Annotated in this window: 19 protein-coding genes; 8 read left to right on the top strand and 11 right to left on the bottom strand. The window is 70.3% G+C overall.

What is annotated here, in order from left to right:
• The first annotated feature begins 15 nt into the window (after nucleotides 1-15).
• The 4 genes from ACGFMK_RS07350 to ACGFMK_RS07335 all read left to right on the top strand — a co-directional run bounded on the left by ACGFMK_RS07350 (nucleotide 16) and on the right by ACGFMK_RS07335 (nucleotide 4,909).
• Nucleotides 16-1,584 carry an amino acid permease gene (locus ACGFMK_RS07350; RefSeq protein WP_392759265.1) on the top strand — a complete coding sequence of 523 codons (1,569 nt, stop codon included), beginning with the start codon at nucleotides 16-18 and terminating at the stop codon, nucleotides 1,582-1,584.
• 9 nt (nucleotides 1,585-1,593) lie between these two features.
• Complete coding sequence (gene betA / locus ACGFMK_RS07345) at nucleotides 1,594-3,261, top strand: choline dehydrogenase (RefSeq protein WP_392759263.1); 1,668 nt, start codon at nucleotides 1,594-1,596, stop codon at nucleotides 3,259-3,261.
• 185 nt (nucleotides 3,262-3,446) lie between these two features.
• Nucleotides 3,447-3,767 carry a bifunctional 3-phenylpropionate/cinnamic acid dioxygenase ferredoxin subunit gene (locus ACGFMK_RS07340; RefSeq protein WP_392759261.1) on the top strand — a complete coding sequence of 107 codons (321 nt, stop codon included), beginning with the start codon at nucleotides 3,447-3,449 and terminating at the stop codon, nucleotides 3,765-3,767.
• Nucleotides 3,764-4,909 carry an NAD(P)/FAD-dependent oxidoreductase gene (locus tag ACGFMK_RS07335; protein ID WP_392759259.1) on the top strand — a complete coding sequence of 382 codons (1,146 nt, stop codon included), beginning with the start codon at nucleotides 3,764-3,766 and terminating at the stop codon, nucleotides 4,907-4,909. The genes ACGFMK_RS07340 and ACGFMK_RS07335 overlap by 4 nt, the downstream gene beginning before the upstream one ends.
• Before the next feature lie 6 nt (nucleotides 4,910-4,915).
• Here the strand turns inward: ACGFMK_RS07335 and ACGFMK_RS07330 are convergent, their stop codons facing one another.
• A complete protein-coding gene (locus tag ACGFMK_RS07330; protein WP_392759258.1) occupies nucleotides 4,916-5,791 on the bottom strand; it encodes a hypothetical protein in 876 nt (291 codons plus the stop codon).
• A complete protein-coding gene (locus tag ACGFMK_RS07325) occupies nucleotides 5,792-6,325 on the bottom strand; it encodes a hypothetical protein (protein ID WP_392759256.1) in 534 nt (177 codons plus the stop codon).
• Nucleotides 6,326-6,476: 151 nt separating this feature from the next.
• On the opposite strand from ACGFMK_RS07325, the gene ACGFMK_RS07320 reads away from it, so the two are divergent.
• Complete coding sequence (locus ACGFMK_RS07320) at nucleotides 6,477-10,493, top strand: tetratricopeptide repeat protein (RefSeq protein ID WP_392759254.1); 4,017 nt, start codon at nucleotides 6,477-6,479, stop codon at nucleotides 10,491-10,493.
• 1 nt (nucleotide 10,494) lies between these two features.
• Here ACGFMK_RS07320 and ACGFMK_RS07315 read toward each other — a convergent pair whose 3' ends face one another.
• From ACGFMK_RS07315 to pdhA, 5 genes are read right to left on the bottom strand one after another with little or no spacing between them, the layout of a single operon-like run.
• Complete coding sequence (locus ACGFMK_RS07315; protein WP_392759253.1) at nucleotides 10,495-11,493, bottom strand: hypothetical protein; 999 nt, start codon at nucleotides 11,491-11,493, stop codon at nucleotides 10,495-10,497.
• Nucleotides 11,490-12,059: a hypothetical protein gene (locus tag ACGFMK_RS07310; RefSeq protein ID WP_392759252.1), complete on the bottom strand. Its 570-nt coding sequence runs from the start codon at nucleotides 12,057-12,059 to the stop codon at nucleotides 11,490-11,492. The genes ACGFMK_RS07315 and ACGFMK_RS07310 overlap by 4 nt, the downstream gene beginning before the upstream one ends.
• Nucleotides 12,060-12,114: 55 nt before the next feature.
• Entirely contained in the window at nucleotides 12,115-13,299 is a 1,185-nt protein-coding gene (locus ACGFMK_RS07305; RefSeq protein ID WP_392759250.1) for a dihydrolipoamide acetyltransferase family protein, read from the bottom strand.
• Nucleotides 13,292-14,287 (bottom strand): alpha-ketoacid dehydrogenase subunit beta, encoded by a 996-nt coding sequence (locus ACGFMK_RS07300; RefSeq protein ID WP_392759248.1) that lies wholly within the window; start codon nucleotides 14,285-14,287, stop codon nucleotides 13,292-13,294. Before ACGFMK_RS07300 ends, ACGFMK_RS07305 begins: the two co-directional genes overlap by 8 nt.
• A complete protein-coding gene (pdhA, locus tag ACGFMK_RS07295; protein WP_392759247.1) occupies nucleotides 14,287-15,363 on the bottom strand; it encodes a pyruvate dehydrogenase (acetyl-transferring) E1 component subunit alpha in 1,077 nt (358 codons plus the stop codon). Before pdhA ends, ACGFMK_RS07300 begins: the two co-directional genes overlap by 1 nt.
• A gap of 77 nt (nucleotides 15,364-15,440) precedes the next feature.
• Between pdhA and ACGFMK_RS07290 the strand changes: the two genes are divergently transcribed.
• Nucleotides 15,441-15,974, top strand: coding sequence for an Lrp/AsnC family transcriptional regulator (locus tag ACGFMK_RS07290; RefSeq protein ID WP_392759246.1), 534 nt, complete (start codon nucleotides 15,441-15,443; stop codon nucleotides 15,972-15,974).
• Between the two features lie 135 nt (nucleotides 15,975-16,109).
• On the opposite strand, the gene ACGFMK_RS07285 is transcribed toward ACGFMK_RS07290, so the two are convergent.
• Complete coding sequence (locus ACGFMK_RS07285) at nucleotides 16,110-16,523, bottom strand: GNAT family N-acetyltransferase (protein WP_392759244.1); 414 nt, start codon at nucleotides 16,521-16,523, stop codon at nucleotides 16,110-16,112.
• A 269-nt stretch (nucleotides 16,524-16,792) separates the two neighbouring features.
• Between ACGFMK_RS07285 and ACGFMK_RS07280 the strand changes: the two genes are divergently transcribed.
• Entirely contained in the window at nucleotides 16,793-19,390 is a 2,598-nt protein-coding gene (locus ACGFMK_RS07280; RefSeq protein ID WP_392759242.1) for an exo 1,3/1,4-beta-D-glucan glucohydrolase, read from the top strand.
• A gap of 64 nt (nucleotides 19,391-19,454) precedes the next feature.
• Complete coding sequence (locus tag ACGFMK_RS07275; protein ID WP_392759241.1) at nucleotides 19,455-21,086, top strand: DUF885 domain-containing protein; 1,632 nt, start codon at nucleotides 19,455-19,457, stop codon at nucleotides 21,084-21,086.
• Here ACGFMK_RS07275 and ACGFMK_RS07270 read toward each other — a convergent pair whose 3' ends face one another.
• From ACGFMK_RS07270 to ACGFMK_RS07260, 3 genes are all read right to left on the bottom strand, one after another.
• A complete protein-coding gene (locus ACGFMK_RS07270; protein WP_392759239.1) occupies nucleotides 21,087-21,521 on the bottom strand; it encodes a hypothetical protein in 435 nt (144 codons plus the stop codon).
• A gap of 8 nt (nucleotides 21,522-21,529) precedes the next feature.
• Nucleotides 21,530-22,012, bottom strand: coding sequence for a hypothetical protein (locus ACGFMK_RS07265; protein ID WP_392759238.1), 483 nt, complete (start codon nucleotides 22,010-22,012; stop codon nucleotides 21,530-21,532).
• 100 nt (nucleotides 22,013-22,112) lie between these two features.
• Nucleotides 22,113-23,225: a PucR family transcriptional regulator gene (locus ACGFMK_RS07260; RefSeq protein ID WP_392759236.1), complete on the bottom strand. Its 1,113-nt coding sequence runs from the start codon at nucleotides 23,223-23,225 to the stop codon at nucleotides 22,113-22,115.
• Nucleotides 23,226-23,283 lie beyond the last annotated feature (58 nt).

Genomic DNA, 23,283 nt, shown 5'->3' with positions numbered 1-23,283 from the left:
ACGTGAGGACAGACGATGACCACTCAGGAAAAGCCGGCGGGCGGGGGGCCTGCCCCGGACGACAGCTCCGAACTGGAGAAGTTCGGCTACCGCCAGGAGCTCGAACGCTCCCTGGGCTCCTTCTCCAGCTTCGCCGCCGGGTTCAGCTACATCTCGATCCTGACCGGCGTGTTCCAGCTCTTCTTCTTCGGCTTCGGCTCGGGCGGGCCGGCGTTCATCTGGACGTGGCCGCTCGTCTTCGTCGGCCAGCTCTGCGTCGCGCTGTGCTTCGCCGAGCTCGCCGGGCAGTTCCCGCTCGCCGGTTCGGTGTACCAGTGGGCGAAGCAGATCGCGAAACCGGCGACGTCCTGGCTGGCCGGCTGGATCATGATCATCGGCGCGATCGTCACGGCCGCGGCCGTCGCGGTGGCCTACCAGATCATCCTGCCGCAGGTGTCGACCGCGTTCCAGATCGTCGGCAGCGACGCCGACGCCGGCCTGACCTCGACCCCGGGCGGCGCGCAGAACGCCATCATCCTGGCGCTCATCCTGGTCGTGTTCGCCACGGTCGTGAACATCATCGGCGTCAGGCTGATGGCGAAGATCAACAACTTCGGTGTCGCGGTGGAGCTCGGCGCGAGCGTACTGCTGGTGATCGCGCTGGCCATCCACATCAAGCGCGGCCCCGGCATCGTCTTCGACACCCACGGCACCGGTGACGGTCACACGTTCGGGTACCTCGGGGCCTTCCTGGTGGCGTCGCTCATGAGCGCGTACGTCTTCTACGGCTTCGACACCGCGGGCTCGCTGGCCGAGGAGACGACGCAGCCGCGGCGGCACGCGCCGCGCGCGATCCTGCGGGCGATCACCGCCGCGTTCATCGTCGGCGGGCTGATGATGCTGGTCGGCATGATGGCCGTCGGCGACCTCAACGCCAAGGAGCTGAGCACGTCCGGCATGCCGTACCTGCTGAAGAGCACCCTCGGCGAGGGCCTGGGTGACGCCTTCCTGATCTGCTCGGCGATCGCGATCACCGTGTGCTGCCTGGCCGTGCAGACCGCGGCGATCCGGATGACGTGGGCGATGTCGCGCGACGGGCGGCTGCCGTTCAGCAAGGCGATGTCCAAGGTGTCGCCGCGGTCGAAGACGCCGGTCGTGCCGGCGCTGCTGACCGGCGGCCTCACGATCGTGGTACTGCTGATCAACCTGGGCAACCAGCGGGCGTTCTTCATCCTGACCTCGACCGCGATCATCCTGTTCTACATCCCCTACCTGATGGTCACCGGCCCGATGCTGATCCGCCGCCTGCGCCGCGGCTGGCCGCGCCCGGACCACGGGCCGTACTTCAAGCTCGGCCGCTGGGGCACGCTGGTGAACGCGGTCGCCGTCGTCTACGGCGCCGGGATGACGATCAACCTGATCTGGCCGCGCGCCGAGGTCTACGGCGACGACCACTGGTACTTCCAGTGGGGCGCGGTGATCGTCACCGGGCTGATCGTGATCATCGGTGGGATCATGCTCTACATCCGGCGCGGCACCTGGGGTTCGTCGCACACGAGCCCCGAGCACATGCCCGACGACGCCCCGGACACGCTGCCCGGCTGAGGAGGATCCATGAGTTCCGATACCTACGACTTCGTCATCGTCGGCGGTGGCTCGGCGGGCTGCGCGCTGGCGAACCGGCTGTCCGCGGACCCGAACAACAAGGTGCTGGTGCTGGAGGCCGGCCGGTCCGACTACAAGTGGGACGTCTTCATCCACATGCCGGCGGCGCTGACGTTCCCGATCGGGTCGAAGTTCTACGACTGGGGCTACCGCAGCGAGCCCGAGCCGCACATGAACCGGCGCCGCATCTACCACGCCCGCGGCAAGGTGCTCGGCGGCTCGTCGAGCATCAACGGGATGATCTTCCAGCGCGGCAACCCGATGGACTACGAACGCTGGGCCGGCGACCCCGGTATGTCCACATGGGACTACGCGCACTGCCTGCCGTACTTCCAGCGCATGGAAAACTGCCTCGCGGACGCGCCGGACGGGCAGTGGCGCGGCCACGACGGGCCGCTCGAACTGGAGCGCGGCCCGGCGTCGAACCCGTTGTTCCAAGCCTTCTTCGACGCCGCCGAGGAAGCGGGTTACCCGCGCACCGACGACGTCAACGGCTACCGGCAAGAAGGCTTCGCGGCGTTCGACCGCAACGTCCGGAAAGGACGCCGGCTGTCCGCGGCCGGAGCCTACCTGCACCCGGTCGAGCACCGGCCCAACCTCACGGTGAAGACGCACGCGTTCGTGTCGCAGATCCTCTTCGACGGCACCCGCGCGATCGGCGTCGAGTACGCCGAGGGCCGGGGCGTGCCGGGTGAGGTCTACGGCAAGGAGATCATCCTCTGCGGCGGGGCGATCAACAGCCCGCAGCTGCTGCAGCTGTCCGGCGTCGGCAACGCGGCCGACCTGGAGAAGCTCGGCATCGACGTCGTGAAGGACCTGCCGGGCGTCGGCGAGAACCTGCAGGACCACCTGGAGGTGTACATCCAGTACGCCTGCAAGGAACCGGTGTCGATGCAGCCGTCGCTGGCGAAGTGGAAGCGGCCCGCCATCGGCGCGCAGTGGCTGTTCCTGCGGTCCGGGCCGGCCGCGACCAACCACTTCGAGGGCGGCGGGTTCGTCCGGTCGAACGACGAGGTGAAGTACCCCAACCTGATGTTCCACTTCCTGCCGGTGGCGATCCGCTACGACGGTTCGGCGCCCACGGAAGGCCACGGCTACCAGGTGCACGTCGGCCCGATGTACGCCGACACCCGCGGCTCGGTGAAGCTCACCTCGACCGACCCGCGGCAGCACCCGGCGATCAAGTTCAACTACCTGTCCACCGAAAACGACCGCCGCGAATGGGTCGAAGCCGTGCGGGTGGCGCGAAAGATCCTCAACCAGTCCGCGATGGACCGGTACAACGGCGGGGAGATCTCGCCCGGGCCGTCGGTCGAGACCGACGAGGAGATCCTCGACTGGGTCGCCAAGGACGCCGAGACGGCGTTGCACCCGTCGTGCACGGCCAAGATGGGCGTGGACGAGGGTTCCGTCGTCGACCCGCAGACGATGCGGGTGCACGGCACCGAGGGCCTGCGCGTCGTCGACGCGTCGGTCATGCCCTACATCCCCAACGGCAACATCTACGCGCCGGTGATGATGACCGCGGAAAAGGCCGCGGACCTGATCCTCGGCAACACCCCGCTGGCCCCGCTCAAGCAGGCGTTCTACCGCCACGGGGAAGCCGCCGCCCGCTAGCCCCGGACCTCTGTGCGCCCGTGCCGCCATCCCCGGTACGGGCGCATCGTGGTGCCCGGATTCTCCGTTACCCGGTAACAAAAACTACCGGGGCGTACCCCCTTGACGACGCCTGGCACGGCACTCAGACTTTGTTGCGGATCACAGTCGATGTTCCTCAATGCGCAACAGTTAGCGGAGGCGTCATGATTCGCGCATGCACCGTCGACGAGCTACCACCGGGTGAGTCCGTCCGGATCCCCGGGACTCCCGCCATCGCGGTGTTCCACACCGAGGACGGCGAGCTGTACGCCATCGACGACACGTGCACCCACCAGGACGCCTCGCTGGCCGACGGCTGGCTCGAGGGCTGCTTCGTCGAGTGCCCGCTGCACGCGGCGCTGTTCGACCTGCGCACGGGCGTGCCGAGCTGCCTGCCCGCGAAGGAACCGGTGCGGACATACACCGTGCTGGTCGACGACGGCGTCATCCACGTCGAGGGTGTGGCCCGCGAGGACGCCGCGTGAAGCGCGTCGCGGTCGTCGGCGCCTCGCTGGCCGGGGTCCGCGCCGCGCAGGAGCTGCGCGCGCAGGGCTTCGACGGCGGCGTGGTGCTGATCGGCGACGAGGCGCACCTGCCCTACGACCGGCCACCGCTGTCCAAGGGTTTCCTGGCCGGGACGACGTCCCGCGCCGCACTGGAGCTGCTCGACGCCGGCGACCTCGCGTCGCTGGCCCTGGACTTCCGCCTGGGCGTCCGCGCGACGTCCCTGGACCCCGCCTCTCGCCGGGTCCATCTCTCGGACGGCAGCTCGGTGCACGCGGACGGCGTCGTCATCGCCACCGGCGGCCGCGCGCGCACGCTGCCGGGCTTCGAGCGCGCCCACACGCTGCGGACGGTCGACGACGCGGTGGCGCTGCGAGCCTCGTTGGTCCCGGGGGTCCGCGTGGCGATCGTGGGGGCCGGGTTCATCGGCGCCGAGGTGGCGTCGACGTGCCGTTCGCTGGGTCTCGACGTCGTCGTCCTGGAAGCTTCGAGCGCGCCGCTGGCCCCGGTGCTGGGCCCGGAGCTGGCCGCGGTGTGCGCCCGGCTGCACGCCGACCACGGCACGGACCTGCGCTGCGGGGTCGCCGTCTCGGGCCTGTCCGAGTCCGGCGTCCACCTGGCCGACGGCTCGCTGGTCCCGGCCGACGTCGTGGTGGTGGGCGTCGGCATGACCCCGGCGACGGACTGGCTGGAAGGGTCCGGCCTGACCGTCGGCAACGGCGTCCACACGGACGCGGGCCTGGTGACGGAGCTGCCCCAGGTGGTGGCCCTCGGCGACGTCGCGCGGTACCACGCCGACGGCGTGGGCCGCCGCCACGAGCACTGGACGAACGCGTCGGAGCAGGCCCCGGTCGCGGTGGGCAACCTGCTGGCCGGGCGAACCGAGCGCACGTACGTCCCGAGCGGGTACGTCTGGTCGGACCAGTACGAGGGGACGGTGCAGCTGGCCGGCCATCCCCGCCCGGACGATGCCGTCACCTTCGTGGAGGGCGGCCCCGCGGACGAGTCCTTCGTGGCGACGTATCAGCGTGACGGGGTGACGGTCGGGGTGTTCGCGTTGAACAACCCGAAGCTGTTCAACCGCTTGCGGCGCCAGGCGTTGCGCCGCCCGGCCGCGGTCTGACGGCGGTCAGGCCGCCTTCTTGTCGCGAAGCATGGCGCGGACCGCGACGAGCACCAAGTCGATGTCCGTCACCGGCAGCCGGGCGCGCTGGTCGGGGTTCCGTTCGTCGGAGATGCCGACGACGATCCTGCTTCGGTCGCCGCTGGAGACGACCAGCTGGAACTCGTGCAACAGCGGGCTGTCGAACCGGAGAGTGCTGTCCTCGGCTTCTGCCGACTGCGCGACGATGCGCGGACCCCCTTGCACCGCGGTGGAGACGGCGACGACGTCCGTGTAGTGGTACTCGTGGGTCTCCTCCTGGAACAGCCCGGCCACCCTCAGGTCGATCACGCACCGGTACAGGCCCAGGTGGTAGTCGGTCGGACAGATCACGAGAACGGCGTACTGGGAGAACCGCCACACGCCGTCCCGGCCGATCATCGCCCTGGACGTGGGAACCGGGCCGGTGACGATCAGCGGACGGCGCGCGGACCGGCCGTCGAGCGTCGGTTCCGCCAGCGGGTCTCGGGGCACCGAGTCAAGTTCGAGGTCTTCGGCCGTCAGGTCCAGGCGGTGCAGCGCGCGCTCCTCGACCTTGCTCAGCTCGCGCTCCCGGATGTGGTCGATGACGACGTCCCGTGCCTTGGGCAGCGCCAGCTCACAGGCTTCGCGGAAGGTCTCGTACCGGCGGACACCGCGGAAGAACAGGCCGAGCCCGAGCAGGAGCACGGTGACCCCGACCAACCATGACAGCGTGGCTCCCAGGAGCACCCCGGCCACGACGACCCCGATGCCACCGAGGATGTGCATCAGGACCTGCGACTTCTCGCTGTCGTCCGGCACCCGGGCGAAATAGCGATCGACGACTTCCCGGCGGTCTTCTTCGAGATCCGACGTCGTCATTCAGTCCGCCAGTCCCTGGTTCGCCGCGAGAATCCGCCACACCCGGTTTTCCGGGGCTCGGACGTGGTCGAGTATTTCCCGGACGCGCGCCGGATCCGCGGTGATGGCCAGCCGATGTACCCGATCGGGAACGTCGCCACCGCCTTCCCAGCCCCTCGCCCGGTCCTCGTCGGTCAGGAGCAGGAGCAACCGGGCGTGCGGCAGATCTTCGACGCGCTGAAGGTGCGCCCGGACGGCCGCCAGATCACGGTTGGACCGGACCCTGTGCGGCCGGTTGCCGCGCAGAAGCGCCAGTGCGAGGGAAAAGTAGAGCTCAGGAGAAACGTCCGGACCCCGCACGGCTTCGCCGAGATCCGCAACGGCGGAGTCGTAGTCCTTACGTCCCAGGGCCCGCATGCCCGCCGCGCTCCGATCCGGTCCGGCGTGCAGGTGGTGGTGGACGTCCCCCACGTGCAGATCGCCGCGGACGGAGTGCGTTTGGACCACACTCCCGGAGTTGCCGCCGTTGACGATGTTCTTCCCGTGCTGCGCCATGCCCGCACAGTCGCGTCGGCGTCCACCGGTGTTCCAAGAATGCGGCGGGGCTTTCCAAGATCAGCCATTCGGGTGAATGCGTGAGCCCTCGGTGAAACGTGGGGTGGGCAGGCACACTGTCCTTGTCCGGCAGGCGTGCCGGTTGGGAGGAATGGTGCCGGTCCACAACAGCGTGCCGGGCTCGGCCGGGAACGTCGTGCAGGCGGGCTCGATCGAGGGCGGGGTGCACCTGCACACCACCTCGCGTCCCGAACTCCCGACCCCGCGGCAGCTCCCGGTCCTCACCGACGGGTTCGCCGGGCGTTCCGCACAGCTCGGCGAGCTGGACCGGCTGCTGACCGGCGACAGCCGTGCGGAAGCGGTGGTGATCTCCGCGATCGACGGCGCCGCCGGCATCGGAAAGACGACGCTCGCGGTGCGCTGGTCCCACCAGGCGGCGGACCGCTTTCCGGACGGGCAGCTGTACGTCAACCTGCGTGGTTTCGAACCCACGGCGGAACCCGCGGCACCAGCCGAGGCACTTCGGGGGTTCCTCGCGGCGCTCCGGGTCCCGACGGAGGCCGTCCCCGCGGACCAGGAGGCCCAGTCGGCGCTGTACCGGAGCATCCTGGCCGACCGGCGGATGCTCGTCCTGCTGGACAACGCGCGGGACGTCGCCCAGGTCCGGCCGCTGCTGCCGGGCAGCCCGACGTGCGCCGTGCTCGTGACGAGCCGCAACCGGCTCACCGGGCTGGTCGCCCTGAACGGCGCGCGCCTGATCAACCTCGACGTGCTGACCCCCGCCGAGGCGCGCTCGCTCCTGGCGCGCCGGCTAGGCCCCGAGCGGGTCGCGGCCGAGCCGGAGGCGATCGCTTCGCTGCTCCGGTCGTGCGCGGGTTTCCCGCTGGCATTGGCGATCACGGCCGCACGCGCGGCGGCGGACCCGGGCCTGTCGCTCCGGACCCTGGCCGCCGAGCTCCGCGTCGAAGACGACCGGCTCGCGGCGCTGGACGCGGGCGATCCCCACGCGAACCTGGAATCGGTGTTCTCCTGGTCGTACCGATCACTCACCCCCGGAGCGGCTTCGCTGTTCCGCCGTCTCGGCACGCAGCCCGGCCCGGACGTCGGCTTCGAGGCCGTGCAGGTGCTGGCCGACGTTTCGGCGCCCGAAGCCAGGAAGCTGATCGACGAGCTCACCCGCGCGAACCTGGCGGACCAGTACGTGCCGGGCCGGTACCGACTCCACGACCTCCTGCGCCTGTACGCCAAGCGCCATGCGGGCGAGAAGGATTTCGCGGCGGCCCGGCGAACCCTGGTGTGGTTCCGCGACCGCGTCGCGGCGGCCACCTCGTGGCTCGACCCCGGCCTGGCCGCCGAGCGGCACTTCCGCAACTCCAGCGACGCGATGTGCTGGCTGGAGCTGGAAGAGGGCAACCTGGTCGCCGCGATCGTCGAGGGGGACGAACCCGAGCTGGCTTGCCTCATGTCGCCGTTTTTCCGGCAACGCCGCAACTTCGACGACTGGGAACGGACACTTACGGCCGCGCTCGGCGATCCACTGGTCCGCATCCAGCTGCACCTGGCCAAGGCGGTGTCCTATGCCGGTGACGAGCACAGCGCCGGAGACCTCCAAAGCCTCGTGGCGCAGCTTGATCCCAGCGACCAGGCAGCCGCGCTGAGACACCTCGCCGACGCTCACCGGGAGAGCGGCAGGATGCAGCTCGCGCAGGAGACGGCGCTGGCCGCGCTGGCCGTGACCCGGCAGCTCGGAGATCGCCGTGCCGAAGCGTGCGGTCTCCTGCTTCTCTCCGAGATCCAGGACTATCAGCTTCTTTTCGACGAAACGGCCGACAGTCTGCGACAGGCCCTGGAGATCTGGCGGTACCTCGGCGACTCGTGGTTCGAGGCGGACGCACTCGTCCGTCGCGCCCAAGCCGATCGCAACCGCAGCCACGTTACAGACGCGCTAGATTGCCTCGACCAGGCACTGGCCATCTACAACGTGTTCGAGGATCCGACCAGTGTGGCCAGAACAACCAGCCTACTCGGCAGCATCCTCGGCCAGTACGGCGCAGCCGCGCTGGCGCACGAAGCACACCGAGCCGCCCTCCGGACACTGGCGGATGCGGGAGCGCCTCACGAAGAACTGTCCGTCCTGCGCGAACTGATTCGAGCTGCACGGGCAGAGGGCGACTACGCGGCCTGCGAAAAATACCTCACTCGACGTACGGCGGTCGCCCGCGCTCTCGGCGACCCCAAACTCACGATCCAGGCACTGGTCTCCCGCGGAGTGTTCTACTCATTCACCGGAAACCACGAACAGGCCGTTGCACTTCTGCGCGAACAACGAGAAGCGGCACGCGGTCTCCGCGTCGAGGTCGAAGGCTGGGCCCTTGAGTCGCTCGGGCTCGCACATGCTGAACAAGGCCAATTCGCCAAGGCGGCTGACTACCTCGAAGAATACGAGAAGCTGACGGTGAACCACGGTAATCTGCGCGAGACTGCACTCTCACGGCTAGTTTCACTGTACCGGGATTCAGGACGCTACGCCGATGCCGTGATTTGCTCGCAAAGCCTTTTGGAGCTGTGTACCCAGCAGGGCAACCCCGGAGCCACCTGCAACGCCTTGGACACACTCGGTGACACACACGCCGAAATCGGCAACTATCAGGACGCCATTCTCGCTTTCGAGCGGTCGTTGACCATCCGATCGGAGATGGGTACAGATTCTTACCGCCGCGGCTGGTGTCTGGTCCACATCGCCGATGCCCATCGAGCATCGGGGCGCTTCGAAGACACCCTGACCTGTTTGGAACGCGCGCTTCAGCTGCGCGAACAGGCGGGAACCCGGTACGGCGTCACGCAGGTAGCCGCCATGATCGCCGGAGAGCACGTGGCTCGCCGAGATTTCGCGAGAGTGCGTCCGTTTTTCGAGTTTCTCCTCGGCTCTTCGACCGCGTTCCCGAACCCGGCGGTGGAAGGACTGATCACGCTGGCAAGGAGCTATGCGAACCAGTACCGCTTCGAGGAAGCCGGAAGATGCTTCGAGCACTCCCTGGCCAGCCTGGAGGAAGTCGGGGACAGAAGGCTGGAACTCTACGTGCGACGCGTCGCCGCCGAGGCGAAGGTCGACGAAGGTCGCTCCACCGAAGCTCTTGACCTACTCCGGGCATGTCTCGACCACGCGACCGCCATCGGGGACTTCACCAACGCCGGGTCGCTCCGCGGCCAGGTGGTGTCCACCCTCATCGACCTGCGCCGCTTCGCCGAAGCCGCAGTAGACGCACGACACGGGCTGGTCGTCGCCGGCTCAGTCGACAGTGACATCGACCGGGTCCGGTTCCTGCGGCTGCTCGGCAAGATCGACCACGAACGAGGCCGGCACGACCAGGCACGGTGGGCCTTCACAGCAGCCGCCACGCTCTGCGCCCGCAACGGCGATCCCCTGCAGAGCGCCATCCTCGCCGCGCTGGGCAAGACGCACCTTCGAGCCGGCGGCCTCCGGCAAGCCGTCGCCGCCGGGAAGACCCGGCTGGAGCTCGAACTCGCCGGCGGTGACCGGCGCGAGACCGCGCTCGCGTTCGCCGAACTCGCCCGTGCACACGCCGGGCTCGACCGCACGAAAGCCGTGGAGCTGCTCGACGAGAGTTTCGCCAGATCGCAGGAACTCGAAGACCCCTGGTGCGCGGCCTCCAACTTCGGAGAATGCGCCGACGTCGCACACGAACTGGGCGACTTCGAGCGCGCGGAGCGTGCCTTCGCCGAACAACGCGAGCTCAACCGACGGCTCTTCGACTTCGCCGGCTTCGCCGAATCACTGGCGAAGCTCGCCGAGCACCGGCGCGGCACGGGCGACCTCGCCGGCGCGATCGACCTCCACGAGCAGAGCCTGCGCACCCGTGAGGAGCTCGGCGACCCGCCCGGGATCGCCGATCAGCTCCGCCGGCTGGGCGTCGCCACCGCCGGCCTCAGCCGGTTCGCCGACGCGATCGCGCTCCTGCACGAGAGCCGGGACCGGGCCAGAGAACTGGGCGACACCGCCCGTCTCGCGGACGCGGAACGCACGCTGGCCACCGTGCACCACCGCGACGGCAACACTGCGATCGCCACCCAGTGCCTCGAACGGGCCCGCGCGCGGTATCGGCAGCTGGGCGACGACGAGAGCCTGCGATCATCCGTGCTCGCATGAGCTACAGCGACAGATCGTCCAAATCGGACTCCAGCCGGGCCCGCCAGGTCCAGCGCCGTTCCGTCGTGTCCGCCCCCTCCGTCGCCGGGGGCCCGAGCGGCAGCGCCTGGTCCTTGATCCCGAACGTCACCCGGTACGCCAGCACCGAAGCCGCCGTGCGGATCCAGGCGTCGCCTGATGTTCCCGACGGTGGGGCCACCCCCAGAGCGTGGCTGAACCACGTCGGCAGCAGGGCGTTCGAGCCGATCGCGTCCGTGATCCGGGTCCGCAGGCGGACCTGCAGGTCGTGCCACGCTCGCTCCGCCCGCTCCAACTGGGGCAGCACCCGGGCGTCCACCGCGTCCGCCTCGCGCAACGCCAGCCGGGCCTGGTCCGCGGCGTCGGACGCCGCCGGGATCTCGTCGTCCAGCAGGGTGCGGCGCCGGGTGCTCAGCGCCCGCAGCGACGACTCGGCGTCGCCGCGGGCGCGGGAACCGTGGTCCGTCGTCGCGAGGCGGCGGATGACCTCCAGCAGGTCCGCGTCGCACTGGGCCTGCGCCGCGCGCACCGAGTCCAGCCGGGCGATCTCCTGCTCGTGCCGGGCGCGCTGCTCCTTCGTCACCAGCTCCTTGTGCAGGTCGTCCCAGCGCGCGGCCTGCGACGCCAGGGCCCGCGTCTCCGCGCCGACGTCGTCGAGGTCGGCACGGGGCACCCCGTCCGACACGCGTACCGCGCGTTCCAGGGCCTGGACCTGCTGCTGCAGCCGTTCGAGCTGACGGCTGAGCTGGTCGACGCGGTGCTCTTGCGACGCGCCGGGGCCGAGGCGGTCGGCGAGGGCCGTGACCTCCTGGCGCAGGCCGGCGTCGCGGTTGTCGGCGTCCTGGACGGCGGTGCGCAGCCCGTCGACCGCCGCGAACAGCTCGTCGAGGTCCCGGCGGGTGTCGTCGGCGGGCTCGGGGTAGTCCGCGTACTCCGCCTCGAAGTCGGGGTCGTCGCCGTAGGTGGCGTAGCCGCGTGTCACGGGATCCGGCTTTCGCGCACCAGCCAGGCGATCGCCGCCGCCGTGCCGAGCACGGCCAGCACCGTGCACACCACCGTCGCCGTGGCCGACGGCCAGGGCAGCAACGCCCCCACCAGGAACACCGCCGCCAGCGTGCCCGCCCACGCCGCCCGCGTCCGCTCGCGCAGCACCGCCGGCACCTTCCGCACCGGCGCGAAGCCGACCCACATCCCGGCCGCGAACATCGGGACCAGCAGCGGCAACCACCCCGGCGACAGCACGCCGAACAGCACGAGCGCGCCCGAGACGAGCCCGGCGAGCACCGGCCCGGCGGCGAAGAACACGACCGCGCGCTGCGTCGCCGCGTGGCGGGCGCCGAGCTCCGCCGACACCAGCCGGTGCACGGCCTCGTCGAGGTCCGTCTCGGCGTCCAGCAGCCGGGTGGCCGCCGCCACGAGCCGGTCCATCGGCCCGGGGTCCTCGGCACCGGGCTCCGGCGCCGTGGCGAGCCGGCCCGCCAGGTCCTGCTTGAGCCGGTCCACGCGCGCCGCCGCCTGGTCGCGGTCGTGCTGGGCTGGAGTCGTCACGCGAACACTTTAAGTGCCATTCCCGTCACTTCCGGCCAAGGCCGCCGGTGAGTCGTTACAGGTCACCGAGGGCGGTCACCGGTGACTCGACGCAGTCCGCGACGAACCGCAGGAACCCGCCCGCGGTGCCGCCGTCGCAGACGCGGTGGTCGAACGCCAGCGTCAGCTCGCAGACCTTCCGCACGGCCAGCTCGCCGCCGACCACCCACGGCCGGTCGATGATCCGGCCGATGCCGAGGATCGCGGCCTCGGGGTGGTTGATGATCGCGGCCGAGCCGTCGACGCCGAAGACGCCGTAGTTGTTCACGGTGAACGTGCCGCCGGTCAGGTCGGCCGGGGCGAGCTTGCCGTCACGCGCGGTGCGGGCCCGGTCGCCGATCGCCGCCGACAGGTCCCGCGTGGACAGGTCACCGGCGTCGCGCACGACCGGCACCATGAGCCCGCGGTCGGTCTGCGCGGCGAAGCCGAGATGGATGCCGTCCAGCAGCACGATCTCGTCGCCTTCGACCCGCGAATTCAGCTCCGGGTACTTCTTCAGCCCCGCCACGGCGAACCGCGCGATCAGCCCGAGCAGGCTGACGGGACGGTCCGTCCTGGCGTTCAGGGCCGCCCGCGCGGCGACCAGCTCGGTCGCGTCGACGTCCACCCAGACCGTGGCCTCGGGAATCTCGCGCCGCGACGCCGTGAGCTTGTCGGCGACGACCTTGCGGACGCCGGTGAGCGGAATGCGCTTGCTTTTCGAGACCGGCTTCTTCAGGGCCGCTTCGACGTCGGCGCGCCGGATGATGCCGTCCGGGCCGGTGGCGGTGACCTTCGCGAGGTCGATCCCGTTGTCGGCGGCCATCTTCCGGACGAACGGCGAGATCACGCCGGGTGCCGCGCCCTTCACGACGGGCGCCTCGACCCGCCGGACGCGCTTGCGGCGCGTCGTCGGGGCGGTGCCGTAGCCGATCAAGACGTTGCCGCTACCGGACGACGTGGTCGACACGGTGACGCCCGGTTCGGCGAACCCGCCGACGCTCAGCAGCGGCGCACCGACCGGCAGCAGCTGGCCGGGCTCGCCGTGCAGCGCGGACACCACGCCGGCGAACGGCACGGGCACCTCGACCGCGGCCTTCGCCGTCTCGACCTCGACGACGATCTGGTCGATGCCGACGGTGTCGCCCACCTTGACGTGCCAGTTGAGGATCGCGGCCTCGGTCAGGCCCTCGCCGAGGTCCGGCAGCAGGAAGTCAGGCACCGGCCACCACCGGGGTGTCGGCCCACTGCAGGCGGGCGATGGTGTCGAGGATCCGGTCGACGTCCGGCAGCTGGTGGCGCTCCAGCTTCGGCGCGGGGAACGGGATGTCCAGGCCGGTCACGCGCAGCACCGGCGCGTGCAGCTGGTGGAAGCACTGCTCCGTGACGCGAGCGACGACCTCCGCGCCGTAGCCGCCGAAGCCGGCGGCCTCGTGGACGACCACCGCGCGGCCGGTGCGGCGCACCGAAGCCGTCACGGTCTCGTCGTCGAACGGGCTCAGCGAACGCAGGTCGACGACCTCGACGTCCCAGCCCTCCTCCTTCGCGGCTTCGGCGGTCTCCAAGGCGGTGGCGACCATCGGGCCGTACGCGATGAGCGTGACGTCCTTGCCGCTCCGGCTGACCACGGCCTTGTCCATGCCGGGGCCGCTGCGGGTGAAGCTCACCTCTTCGCTCGACCAGTAGCGGCACTTCGGCTCGAGGAAGACGACCGGGTCCGGTGAGTCGATGGCGTCGCGGAGCAGGTCGTAGGCGTCCTGCGCCGTGCCCGGCGTGACGACGCGCAGGCCCGGCGTGTGCGTGTAGTAGGCCTCGCTGGAGTCGCAGTGGTGCTCGACCCCGCCGATCCCGCCGGCGTAGGGGATCCGGATGACCATCGGCAGCGAGAGCGCGCCGCGGGTGCGGTTGCGCAGCTTCGCGACGTGCGAGGTGATCTGCTCGAACGCCGGGTAGGCGAAGGCGTCGAACTGCATCTCGACGACCGGGCGGAAGCCGCCCATCGCCATCCCGACGGCGAACCCGACGATGCCGGACTCGGCGAGCGGGGTGTCGAAGCAGCGGTCCTCGCCGAAGTCGGCGGTGATGCCGTCGGTGACCCGGAAGACGCCGCCGAGCGCGCCGACGTCCTCGCCGAACACGACCACGTTGTCGTCGTCCTTGAGCGCGTCCCGCAGGGCGGCGTTGAGCGCCTGTGCCATCGTGGTCGTCATCAGGCCTCCAGCTCGGCTTTGAGGGCGGCCCGCTGCGCTTCCAGGTGGCGGGTCGGCTCGGCGTAGACGTGGTCGAACAGCGACAGCGGATCCAGTTCCGGTTCGGCGTTGAGCGCGTCGCGGACGGTCTGGGCGAAGTCCTCGGCGTCGCCGCGGAACTGCTCGATTTCGTGGTCGCTGAGGGTCTTCTGGGCCTTGAGGTAGGTCTCGAGCCGGGTCACCGGATCTGCTTCGCGCCACTTCGCGACTTCGCCGGCTTCGCGGTAGCGGGTGGCGTCGTCGGCGTTGGTGTGGGCGTCGATGCGGTAGGTGTGGGCCTCGACGAGAACCGGGCCGTTCTTCTCCCGCGCGTGGTTCACCGCGTCGTCGAGGACGCTCAGGACCGCGACGGCGTCGTTGCCGTCGACCTGCTCCGAGCGCATGCCGTAGCCGATCCCCTTGTACGCCAGGGCGGCCGCGGCGCTCTGCTTCTCGAACGGCACGGAGATCGCGTACCGGTTGTTCTGCACGAAGAACACCACGGGCGCCTTGAAGACGGCGGCGAAGTTGAGCGCCTCGTGGAAGTCGCCTTCGCTGGTGGCGCCGTCGCCGATGAGCGCGAGCGCGACGCCGTCCTCACCACGTCGCTGCATCGCGTGCGCGAGACCGGCGGCGTGCAGGGTCTGCGTCGCGAGCGGAGTGCACTGAGGCGCTACGCGCGTCTCGGCGGGGTTGTAGCCGCAGTGCGCGTCGCCGCGAAGCAGCGTCAGGACTTCGCCGGGCTTCAGGCCGCGCGCGATGAGGGCGACGGAGTCGCGGTAGGTCGGGAAGAGCCAGTCCTGCTTGGCCAGGGTGAGCGCGGCGGCGACCTGGCAGGCCTCCTGGCCGGCGCTGGAGGGGTAGACGGCGAGGCGGCCCTGCTTGGTGAGCGCGGTCGCCTGGACGTCGAACCGGCGGCCCAGGACCATCAGCCGGTAGGCCTCCTTGAGCCGGTCGGCCGCCGGCTCGGCGTACCGGCCGTGCCGGTCGGCGCGCGTCCCGTCCTCGGCGACGAACCGCACCGGCGACGCGGACGGCAGCAGGGTTTCCGTCGCCATGACGCACACCACCTCTCGCAGACATATGATGCTCAAATGGTGGTTCTCGGCGGTGTTGTGTTCAAGGGTTGCCGGAAATGAGCGACAAACAGTCCTCATCGGGGGCATCTGATGACCAAACGTCTTTTTCTGCTCCGGCGCAGGGCGGTCCCCTGGGACGGACGGTCGCACCCCTCGACGACGTCGACCGCGCGATGCTGGCGGAGCTGTCCGCGGACGGCCGCCTCGCGATCCGGGCGCTGGCGGAGCGGCTGCACATCTCGCGCACGAACGCGTATGCGCGGCTGGAGCGCCTGATGGCCGAGGGTGTGATCACGGGCTTCGGCGCCCGCATCGACCCGCGCCGCGCGGGCCTGGGCACGTCGGCGTACATCATGGTGACGGTCGAGCAGACGTCCTGGCGCACGATGGCCACGGACCTGCACGAAATCCCGTACGTCGACCACGTAACCCTGGTCGGCGGCGACTTCGACATCCTCCTGCTGGTCCGGACCCCGGACAACACCACACTGCGCGACGTGGTCCTGGAGCGTCTCCAGGCCCTGGAGGGGGTCCGCTCGACCCGGACGTGGCTGATCTTCGAGGAACTCCCCGGCTCGGTCCTGGCCTGACCCCCGTGTCGACCCTCCCATCACGCGAAACACGCGCCCAATCACCCGAGTTCCGCCTCCAGCCACGCGAGATCCGGGTTCGAGCACACGATCCGAGGCCCACACACACAGCCGGCGCGTGTGATCCGCGGGGCATCACTCGGTGAAGGTCCATTCCAGGACCACCTGGCGGCCCGTCGAAGCTCCGCCGGCGCGGCGGTAGGTCGCCTGGGCCGCGGCGTTGTCCTCCTCGGTGACCACCCACATGTCGTAACACCCGCGCGAACGGGCCAGTGACGCCAAGGCCGCCACCAAAGCCGAGCCGAGGCCACGGCCTTGGAACGACGAAGAGACGCCCAGCTCGTACAGGAACATCTCCGTGCCCTTGTCCGGGTGGGTCATCTCGACGCCCGTGACCATGCCCGCCGGGACGTCGTCGACGTAGGCGATCAGCAGGTGGTGGCCCTCCGACGCCAGGAACCGCGACAACGCCGCGGGCACCGGCGGGTCGTCGAAGAGGTGGCCGGCGGCCAGGGCCGGAGCGGACGTCGTGACGCGGCGGATGTCCATCCGGCCATCGTGACAGGCCCGGCGGGCAGAACGGCTGCCCGCGCGCACCCTTGACCCGGTCCGACCAGCGCGGTAATGCGGTGCCGCCAACCGGACGACTCTTATTTTATGGCGAGAATTAACGAAGAGCACACGGCCTGGAAACTATTGACGCCGTCCCCTTCGCCCGGTGAGGATCGGCCGGTCCGCCGCCCTCGAGAATGGACCAGACCATGGCCAGAAGATCACGCGCGTGGTCACGTGCGCGCCGAAGTTCGCTCGTCACGCTGATGAGCCTGAGCCTGCTCGGCGGGGTCGCGCAGGCCGCACCGCTGCAGGCCCAGGCCCCCCAGGCGGCCCAGCCCGTCATCGGGAAGCCCGCCCTCGACAAGAACGGCTGCGCCAAGATCGAGAACAGCCTGCCGACCCTGGCGGACTGGCCGAAGGTCGACAGCCAGCTCAAGGGCAAGGCCGGTGACGAGGCGCGCGTCGCCCAGATCCTCGCGGGGATGACCCTCGAGGAGAAGGTCGGGCAGATGACGCAGCCCGAGATCACCTCGATCACCCCGGACGAGGTCCGCCAGTACTCCATCGGCACCGTCCTCAACGGCGGCGGCGCGTGGCCCGGCGGCAACAAGCACGCCACCCAGCAGGACTGGCTGAACCTCGCCGACTCCTACTGGAACGCCTCCAAGACCAGCCGCACGAAGATCCCCGTCATCTGGGGCATCGACGCCGTGCACGGCAACAACAACGTCTACGGCGCCACCGTCTTCCCGCACAACATCGGCCTCGGCGCGGCGCACGACCCGTGCCTGGTCCGCGACGTCGCCGGCGCCACCGCCCGCCAGGTCCGCTCGACCGGCCAGGACTGGGCGTTCTCGCCGACGCTGGCCGTCGTCCAGGACGACCGCTGGGGACGCACCTACGAGGGCTACTCCGAGGACCCGCGGATCACGCGCTCCTACGGCTACGAGGACATCAACGGCCTCCAGGACGGCGCCACCAGCCGCATCGGCTACAACGGCGTGATCGCCACCGCCAAGCACTTCATCGGTGACGGCGGCACGATCAAGGGCCAGGACCAGGGCGTCAACCCCTCGTCCGAGGCCGACATGATCAACCTCCACGGCCAGGGCTACTACGGCGCGCTCGCCGCCGGCTCCCAGACCGTGATGGTCTCGTTCAACAGCTGGACCAACCCGGACCTCGGCATCAACGAGGGCAAGCTGACCGGCAGCAGCAAGGCCATGAACGAGATCCTCAAGGGCAAGATCGGCTTCGACGGCCTGGTCGTGTCCGACTGGAACGCCATCGGCCAGGTCCCCGGCTGCACGAACTCCTCATGCCCGCAGGCGATCAACGCCGGCATCGACGTCGTCATGGTGCCCGCCGACTGGAAGGCGTTCATCACCAACACAATCGCCCAGGTCCAGAGCGGCCAGATCCCGATGTCGCGGATCGACGACGCGGTCACCCGCATCCTGCGCGTCAAGGTGCGTGACGGCCTCTTCGAGTCGCAGAAGCCGTCCGACCGTTCCTACGCCAACTCCGACGAGGCGCTGAAGGACAACTGGCTGGCCCGCGACGCGGCCCGCGAGTCGCAGACGCTGCTGAAGAACAACGGCAACGTGCTGCCGCTCAAGCCGAAGTCGAAGGTGCTGGTGGTCGGCAAGAGCGCCGACAACATCTCGAACCAGACCGGCGGCTGGACGCTGAGCTGGCAGGGCACCGGCAACACCAACGCCGACTTCCCGAACGCCACCTCGATCCTGTCCGGCATCAAGCAGGACCTCGGCGACGCCAACGTCACCTTCGACGCCACCGGCACGGTGGACCCGAAGGGCTACGACGCCGTCATCGCCGTGATCGGTGAGACGCCGTACGCCGAGGGTGTCGGCGACCTGACCCGCAAGACGCTGGAGGCCTCGAAGCTCTACCCCGAGGACGCGGCCGTGCTGGACAAGGTCAGCGGCAAGGGCACCCCGGTCGTCACCGTCTACGTCGGCGGCCGCCCGCTGTACATGAACCACGAGATCAACCGCTCGGACGCGTTCGTCGCGGCCTGGCTGCCCGGCACCGAGGGTGGCGGCGTCGCCGACATGCTCGTCAAGGGCAAGGACGGCAACGGCTACCAGGGCACGCTGTCCTACTCGTGGCCGAAGAGCGCGTGCCAGACGCCGCTCAACCCGTGGTCCCCGGACTACGACCCGCTGTTCAAGCTGGGTTACGGCCTGAAGACCGGCCAGCGCGTCACCATCGGCCAGCTGGACGAGACCCCCGGCCCGGCGACCTGCGGGTCCACCGGTGGCGGCGGGACGGCGACCGAGGACCTGTCGATCTACGACCGGACCGACGTCGCGCCGTACACCAGCCAGATCGGCTCGGCTTCGAACTGGGGCGGCACCGTGATCGGCCCGGACGGTACGGCCGAGCACCCCGAGATCAACACCGTCCCGACGGACGTCAACGTGCAGGGCGACGGCCTGAAGGCGACCTGGACGGGCACGGGAGCGGCCCAGCTCTACATGCAGAACACGGCGGGCACGAACGACCTGCGCAGCTACCTGAACGCGGACGGGGCGCTGGAGTTCGACACGGTCGTGCAGCAGGCGCCGGTCAACCGGACGGTGATCAGCATGCACTGCGTCTACCCCTGCTTCTCGGAGGTGAACGCGACGAAGCTGTTCACCGACCTGGCGGGCGGCGCGAAGACCACGGTGAAGATCCCGTTGTCCTGCTTCAACAACGGGCTGGACTTCGAGCACATCAACACGCCGTTCCTGGTCTACACCGACGCCGCGTTCCAGGCGTCGTTCGCGAACGTCAGGTGGGTCCCCAACGGGGCCAAGGATCCTGACGCGAGACCCTGTTCGAGCTTGACCTGAGCACCGGCCGGGCCGGGAGCGGAATCCGCTCCCGGCCCGGTTCGTTTTCGGCCAGGATGAAGTGATGACCACCGACGCCGCCGCGCTCGCCGACGAACTGCTGGACGTCCTGGGCACCTTCGCGCCCCTGGAAGCCACCTTCACCGGCATCCCGGGGCACGACGCCGAACTGCCCGATCCCGGCGAAGCGGCCCAGGGGCGGCTGCGGGCGCGGGCCGCGGACGTCCTCGCTCGGGCCCAGGCGTCGGACGACCCGGACCGCGTGACGCTCGGCGTCGTCGTCCAGCAGGCGGAGGCCGTGCTCGCGCGGCTCGACGCCCGGCTCGTGGAGTTCACCCTGGCCGCTCCGATGGAGGCGGCCGGGATCAAGCAGCTGTCGTTCCTGCCGCAGCTCACGCTCTCCGGCGACCAGGCCGAGGAGAACTTCCTGACGCGGCTGGCGGCGCTCCCCGGGTTCTACGCGACGCTGGCCGGGCGCCAGCACGACGGCCTCCGGGCGGGCCGGAAGCCGGTCGAGCGGATGGCGGGCAAGGCGATCGCGTACCTGGATCGCTTCCTCGCGCAGGAAACGCCGTTTCCCCAGCCGCTGACCGGGGACCGCGGCGGGCGACGCGATCGGCTGGTGGCGGAGGAGATCCGGCCGGCGGTGGTCCGCTACCGCGACTTCCTCGCCGCCGAGATCGCCGGGCACGGGCGGCCGGACGACCGGCCCGGCCTCTGCCGGCTCGAGAACGGCGAAGCGGCGTACGCGTCCCTGGTGCGCATGCACACGACGACCGAGCACACCCCCGAAGAGCTGCACCAGCTGGGCTTGGACGTGCTCGCGGGCCTCGACGCCGAGTACGCCGAGATCGGCGGCCGCGCGTTCGGGCTGACCGAGCCGGCCGAGGTGCGCCACCGGTTGCGGACCGACGAGACCCTCCGCTGGCGCGACGCCGACGAGATGCTCGAGAACGCGCGCGAGGCCGTCGCCCGCGCGACCGCGGTGGCGCCGGACTGGTTCCCGCGCCTGCCCAAGGCGGAGTGCGTCGTGCGGGCCGCCCCGGAGGCGGAGGCGCCCGTCGCCGCCCCGGCCTACTACCTGCCGCCCGCGCGCGACGGTTCACGGCCGGGCACCTACTTCACCAACACCCACGAGGTGCGCACCCGCGTCCGGTTCCTCGCCGAGTCGGTGGCGTTCCACGAAGCCGTGCCCGGCCACCACTTCGAGGTCTCGCTGGCCCAGGAGCTGACCGGTCTGCCCCAGCTGCGGACCCTGGCGCCCGTGACGGCGTACCGCGAAGGCTGGGGGCTCTATTCCGAACGGCTCGCCGACGAGATGGGCCTGTACTCCGACGACCTGATGCGCCTCGGCATGCTCGCGGCGGACTCGACCCGCGCCGCGCGGCTGGTGGTCGACACCGGCCTGCACGCGCTGCGCTGGACCCGCGAGCAGTGCGCCGGATTCCTCCGCACCCGCACGGTGCTCAGCGAGGTCGAGGTCCAGTCCGAAACGGACCGGTACATCGAATGCCCCGGCCAGGCGCTGGCCTACATGACCGGACGGCTGGAGATCGTCCGGCTGCGCCGGTTCGCCGAGGCCGAGCTCGGGGATTCCTTCGACATCAAGGACTTCCACGGCGTCGTCCTCGGCGGCGGGCCGGTGCCGCTCACCGTGCTGGGCGACGTCGTCCGCGCCTGGGTCGCGTCCTTTTGATCAGTGCTGCATGCCGTAGGACTTCTGGCAGGGGTAGCCGTCGCCGGTGGCCGACCAGCCGGCCGGGTAGCCGTTCTGTGCCCAGGCGGCGTAGGCCTGCGCGTAGGTGTACCCGCGGGCGTAGAGCCACTGGCACGGCGTCTGGCCGCCCGAGTTGGTGATGGAGATCCACGGCTGGGCGTTGTACCAGCTCGGCTGGGCGTACCACTGGCTCGTCGCCGCGACGCCCGGGTTCTTCGGCTGGACGTAGACGGTCTGCGGCGCCGGCACGACGACCGGCGGGGGCGCCGGCACGGTGACGGTCGGCGTGCTCGGGGCCGTGACGGTCGCCGTGCTCGCGGCCGGGGCCTGGGCGGCGACCGTGCGCACGGGCAGGCCGCACGCGGCCAGGGCGAGCACCGCGGAAATCGCCGCGGTCGCGCGGAGAATACGCATGCCTTGACTCATTTCGTCCGGGTCATGTGACTGCCGGCGAGCACTCCGCCGGAAACGGTGTAGGAACCGGAAAACACGCGGGTGCTGCCGTCGGTCTGAACGGCGGAAAGCACGACGTACACGGTGTTCCCGCGAACGTCGGTGACGGTCAGCGTGTCCCACGACGTCGTCGCGAAACCGTTGACGTACTTGGTGTATCCACCACCGCCGGCGATCCGGCTGCCGCCGAGTGACCACGCCGTGGCGAAATCACGGCGGTTGAGCGCGTCGTAGTAGGCGATCACCGTCTGGGCCGCCGAAGTGTCCACCGGCGCGACGTACACCGGCGGCTGCTGCACGTAGACGGTTTGCGGCGCGGGCACGGCGATCACGCTGGTCGTCGCCGCCTGCGGGGTGACCGTGACCGGTACCGGCGAGCCCGCCACGGGCACGCCGCACGCCGTCACACCCACCAGGAGCAGCGCGGCGACGAGAATTCCGGTAGCTTTCATGGGAATCAACTTCTTCCTTGTTCGCCACCCAGGAATCGGCCGCCCGCCGCGTAGTGCAACGCTTTCCCGGAAACGCGACCCAAGCGTTACCCCGTGGGATTCAGACGTTCTGCCTCGTGATGTCGTAGGCCGTCATCGCCGCGGTCAGGTGCCGGGCGTCGGCAGCCTGCGTCGCGTCGTAACCGGTGATCAGCTGAATCCGGCCCAGGCGGTAGGTGAGCGTGTTGCGGTGAATGCTCAACGCGCTCGCCGCTTCGCCGCGGTTGTACCCCGAAACGACGAACGCGCGCAGGGCGTCGATCAGGTGCGGGTGGTCTTCGAGCGGTGCGAGCACTCGCGCGAGCGCGTCACGCGCCGGGCCCGGGCGGGCCAGCTGGTACTCGATGGCGAGGTCGGCCAGCCGGTAGAGCCGCGCCGGGCGGTGCAGGTTTTCCGCCAGTTCCAGGACTTCCACGGCTTCGGCGTGCGCCGCCGGGATGTCCGCGTGGGTCTCCGCCCGGGCCGCGGCGGCGGTGCAGCGCCGGCCGCAGATCTCGTCGACCCGCGCGGCCACGGCGTCGACCGCGACACCGTCCGGAACCAGCAGCACCCCGCCGTCCCCCTTGAAGGTCACCAGGACCTGACTGTCCACATCGGACCGGACCGAGCGGAAGAGGTCCGTCGCCGCCCGGCTGCCCGCCTCCGGCGGCAGAGCGGGCAGGTGGAACACGACGACGTCGAATCCCGGAGGCAGCTCGCGGTGGCGCACCGGGCGGCCGGCGAGCAGGCTCGACGCCAGGTTCTGCCGGTCTTCGCGCCGCTCCCAGTCGAGGTCTTCGCGCTCGCGCAGGTACGCCTCGGCCACCCGCGGCATGACCTCGCCGAGGAAGTCGAGCATCCGGGCGCCGAGCAGCGCCCGGTCGCCGGGGAGCTGCTCCCAGGCGACGCTCGCGGCGAGCGGGTAGATCTTGAGGACGGCTTCGAGCGGCAGGCCGTCCCGCGCGCGCTCGGCGCCCCAGGCGATCGGCAGCGCGAGCTCGTCCTCGGTCGGGCGCCGGCCTTCGGCGACGATGGTGAGGAACAGCTCGAACACCGCGGTCGCGTTGGCGACCAGGTCACCCTCCAGCACGCTCGCGGGCAGCAGCCGGTATTCGGGGATCTCGGCCGCACACCGGGTGATCATCGCGCTGGCGATCTCACCCGATCGAGGGAACAGCTCGGCGACCGGATCCATGCCACATTGTCACCATGCACAAACGGCCACGGCAACTTTCTGCGCGTCCTGCCAGCAG

It is taken from the genome of Amycolatopsis sp. NPDC049252, from assembly GCF_043197175.1.
Taxonomy (GTDB): domain Bacteria; phylum Actinomycetota; class Actinomycetes; order Mycobacteriales; family Pseudonocardiaceae; genus Amycolatopsis.
The sequence above is the reverse complement of the archived record's forward strand: the minus strand, read 5'-3'. Positions and strand labels throughout refer to the sequence as shown.

Excerpts from the sequence above, each read along its gene's own strand:
- ACGFMK_RS07350 (WP_392759265.1), top strand. The coding sequence starts at position 16 with ATGACCACTCAGGAAAAGCCGGCGGGCGGGGGGCCTGCCCCGGACGAC.
- betA (WP_392759263.1), top strand. The coding sequence starts at position 1,594 with ATGAGTTCCGATACCTACGACTTCGTCATCGTCGGCGGTGGCTCGGCG.
- ACGFMK_RS07340 (WP_392759261.1), top strand. The coding sequence starts at position 3,447 with ATGATTCGCGCATGCACCGTCGACGAGCTACCACCGGGTGAGTCCGTC.
- ACGFMK_RS07330 (WP_392759258.1), bottom strand. The coding sequence starts at position 5,791 with ATGACGACGTCGGATCTCGAAGAAGACCGCCGGGAAGTCGTCGATCGC.
- ACGFMK_RS07325 (WP_392759256.1), bottom strand. The coding sequence starts at position 6,325 with ATGGCGCAGCACGGGAAGAACATCGTCAACGGCGGCAACTCCGGGAGT.
- ACGFMK_RS07320 (WP_392759254.1), top strand. The coding sequence starts at position 6,477 with ATGGTGCCGGTCCACAACAGCGTGCCGGGCTCGGCCGGGAACGTCGTG.
- ACGFMK_RS07300 (WP_392759248.1), bottom strand. The coding sequence starts at position 14,287 with ATGACGACCACGATGGCACAGGCGCTCAACGCCGCCCTGCGGGACGCG.
- pdhA (WP_392759247.1), bottom strand. The coding sequence starts at position 15,363 with ATGGCGACGGAAACCCTGCTGCCGTCCGCGTCGCCGGTGCGGTTCGTC.
- ACGFMK_RS07290 (WP_392759246.1), top strand. The coding sequence starts at position 15,441 with ATGAGCGACAAACAGTCCTCATCGGGGGCATCTGATGACCAAACGTCT.
- ACGFMK_RS07285 (WP_392759244.1), bottom strand. The coding sequence starts at position 16,523 with ATGGACATCCGCCGCGTCACGACGTCCGCTCCGGCCCTGGCCGCCGGC.
- ACGFMK_RS07280 (WP_392759242.1), top strand. The coding sequence starts at position 16,793 with ATGAGCCTGAGCCTGCTCGGCGGGGTCGCGCAGGCCGCACCGCTGCAG.
- ACGFMK_RS07275 (WP_392759241.1), top strand. The coding sequence starts at position 19,455 with ATGACCACCGACGCCGCCGCGCTCGCCGACGAACTGCTGGACGTCCTG.
- ACGFMK_RS07270 (WP_392759239.1), bottom strand. The coding sequence starts at position 21,521 with ATGCGTATTCTCCGCGCGACCGCGGCGATTTCCGCGGTGCTCGCCCTG.
- ACGFMK_RS07265 (WP_392759238.1), bottom strand. The coding sequence starts at position 22,012 with ATGAAAGCTACCGGAATTCTCGTCGCCGCGCTGCTCCTGGTGGGTGTG.
- ACGFMK_RS07260 (WP_392759236.1), bottom strand. The coding sequence starts at position 23,225 with ATGGATCCGGTCGCCGAGCTGTTCCCTCGATCGGGTGAGATCGCCAGC.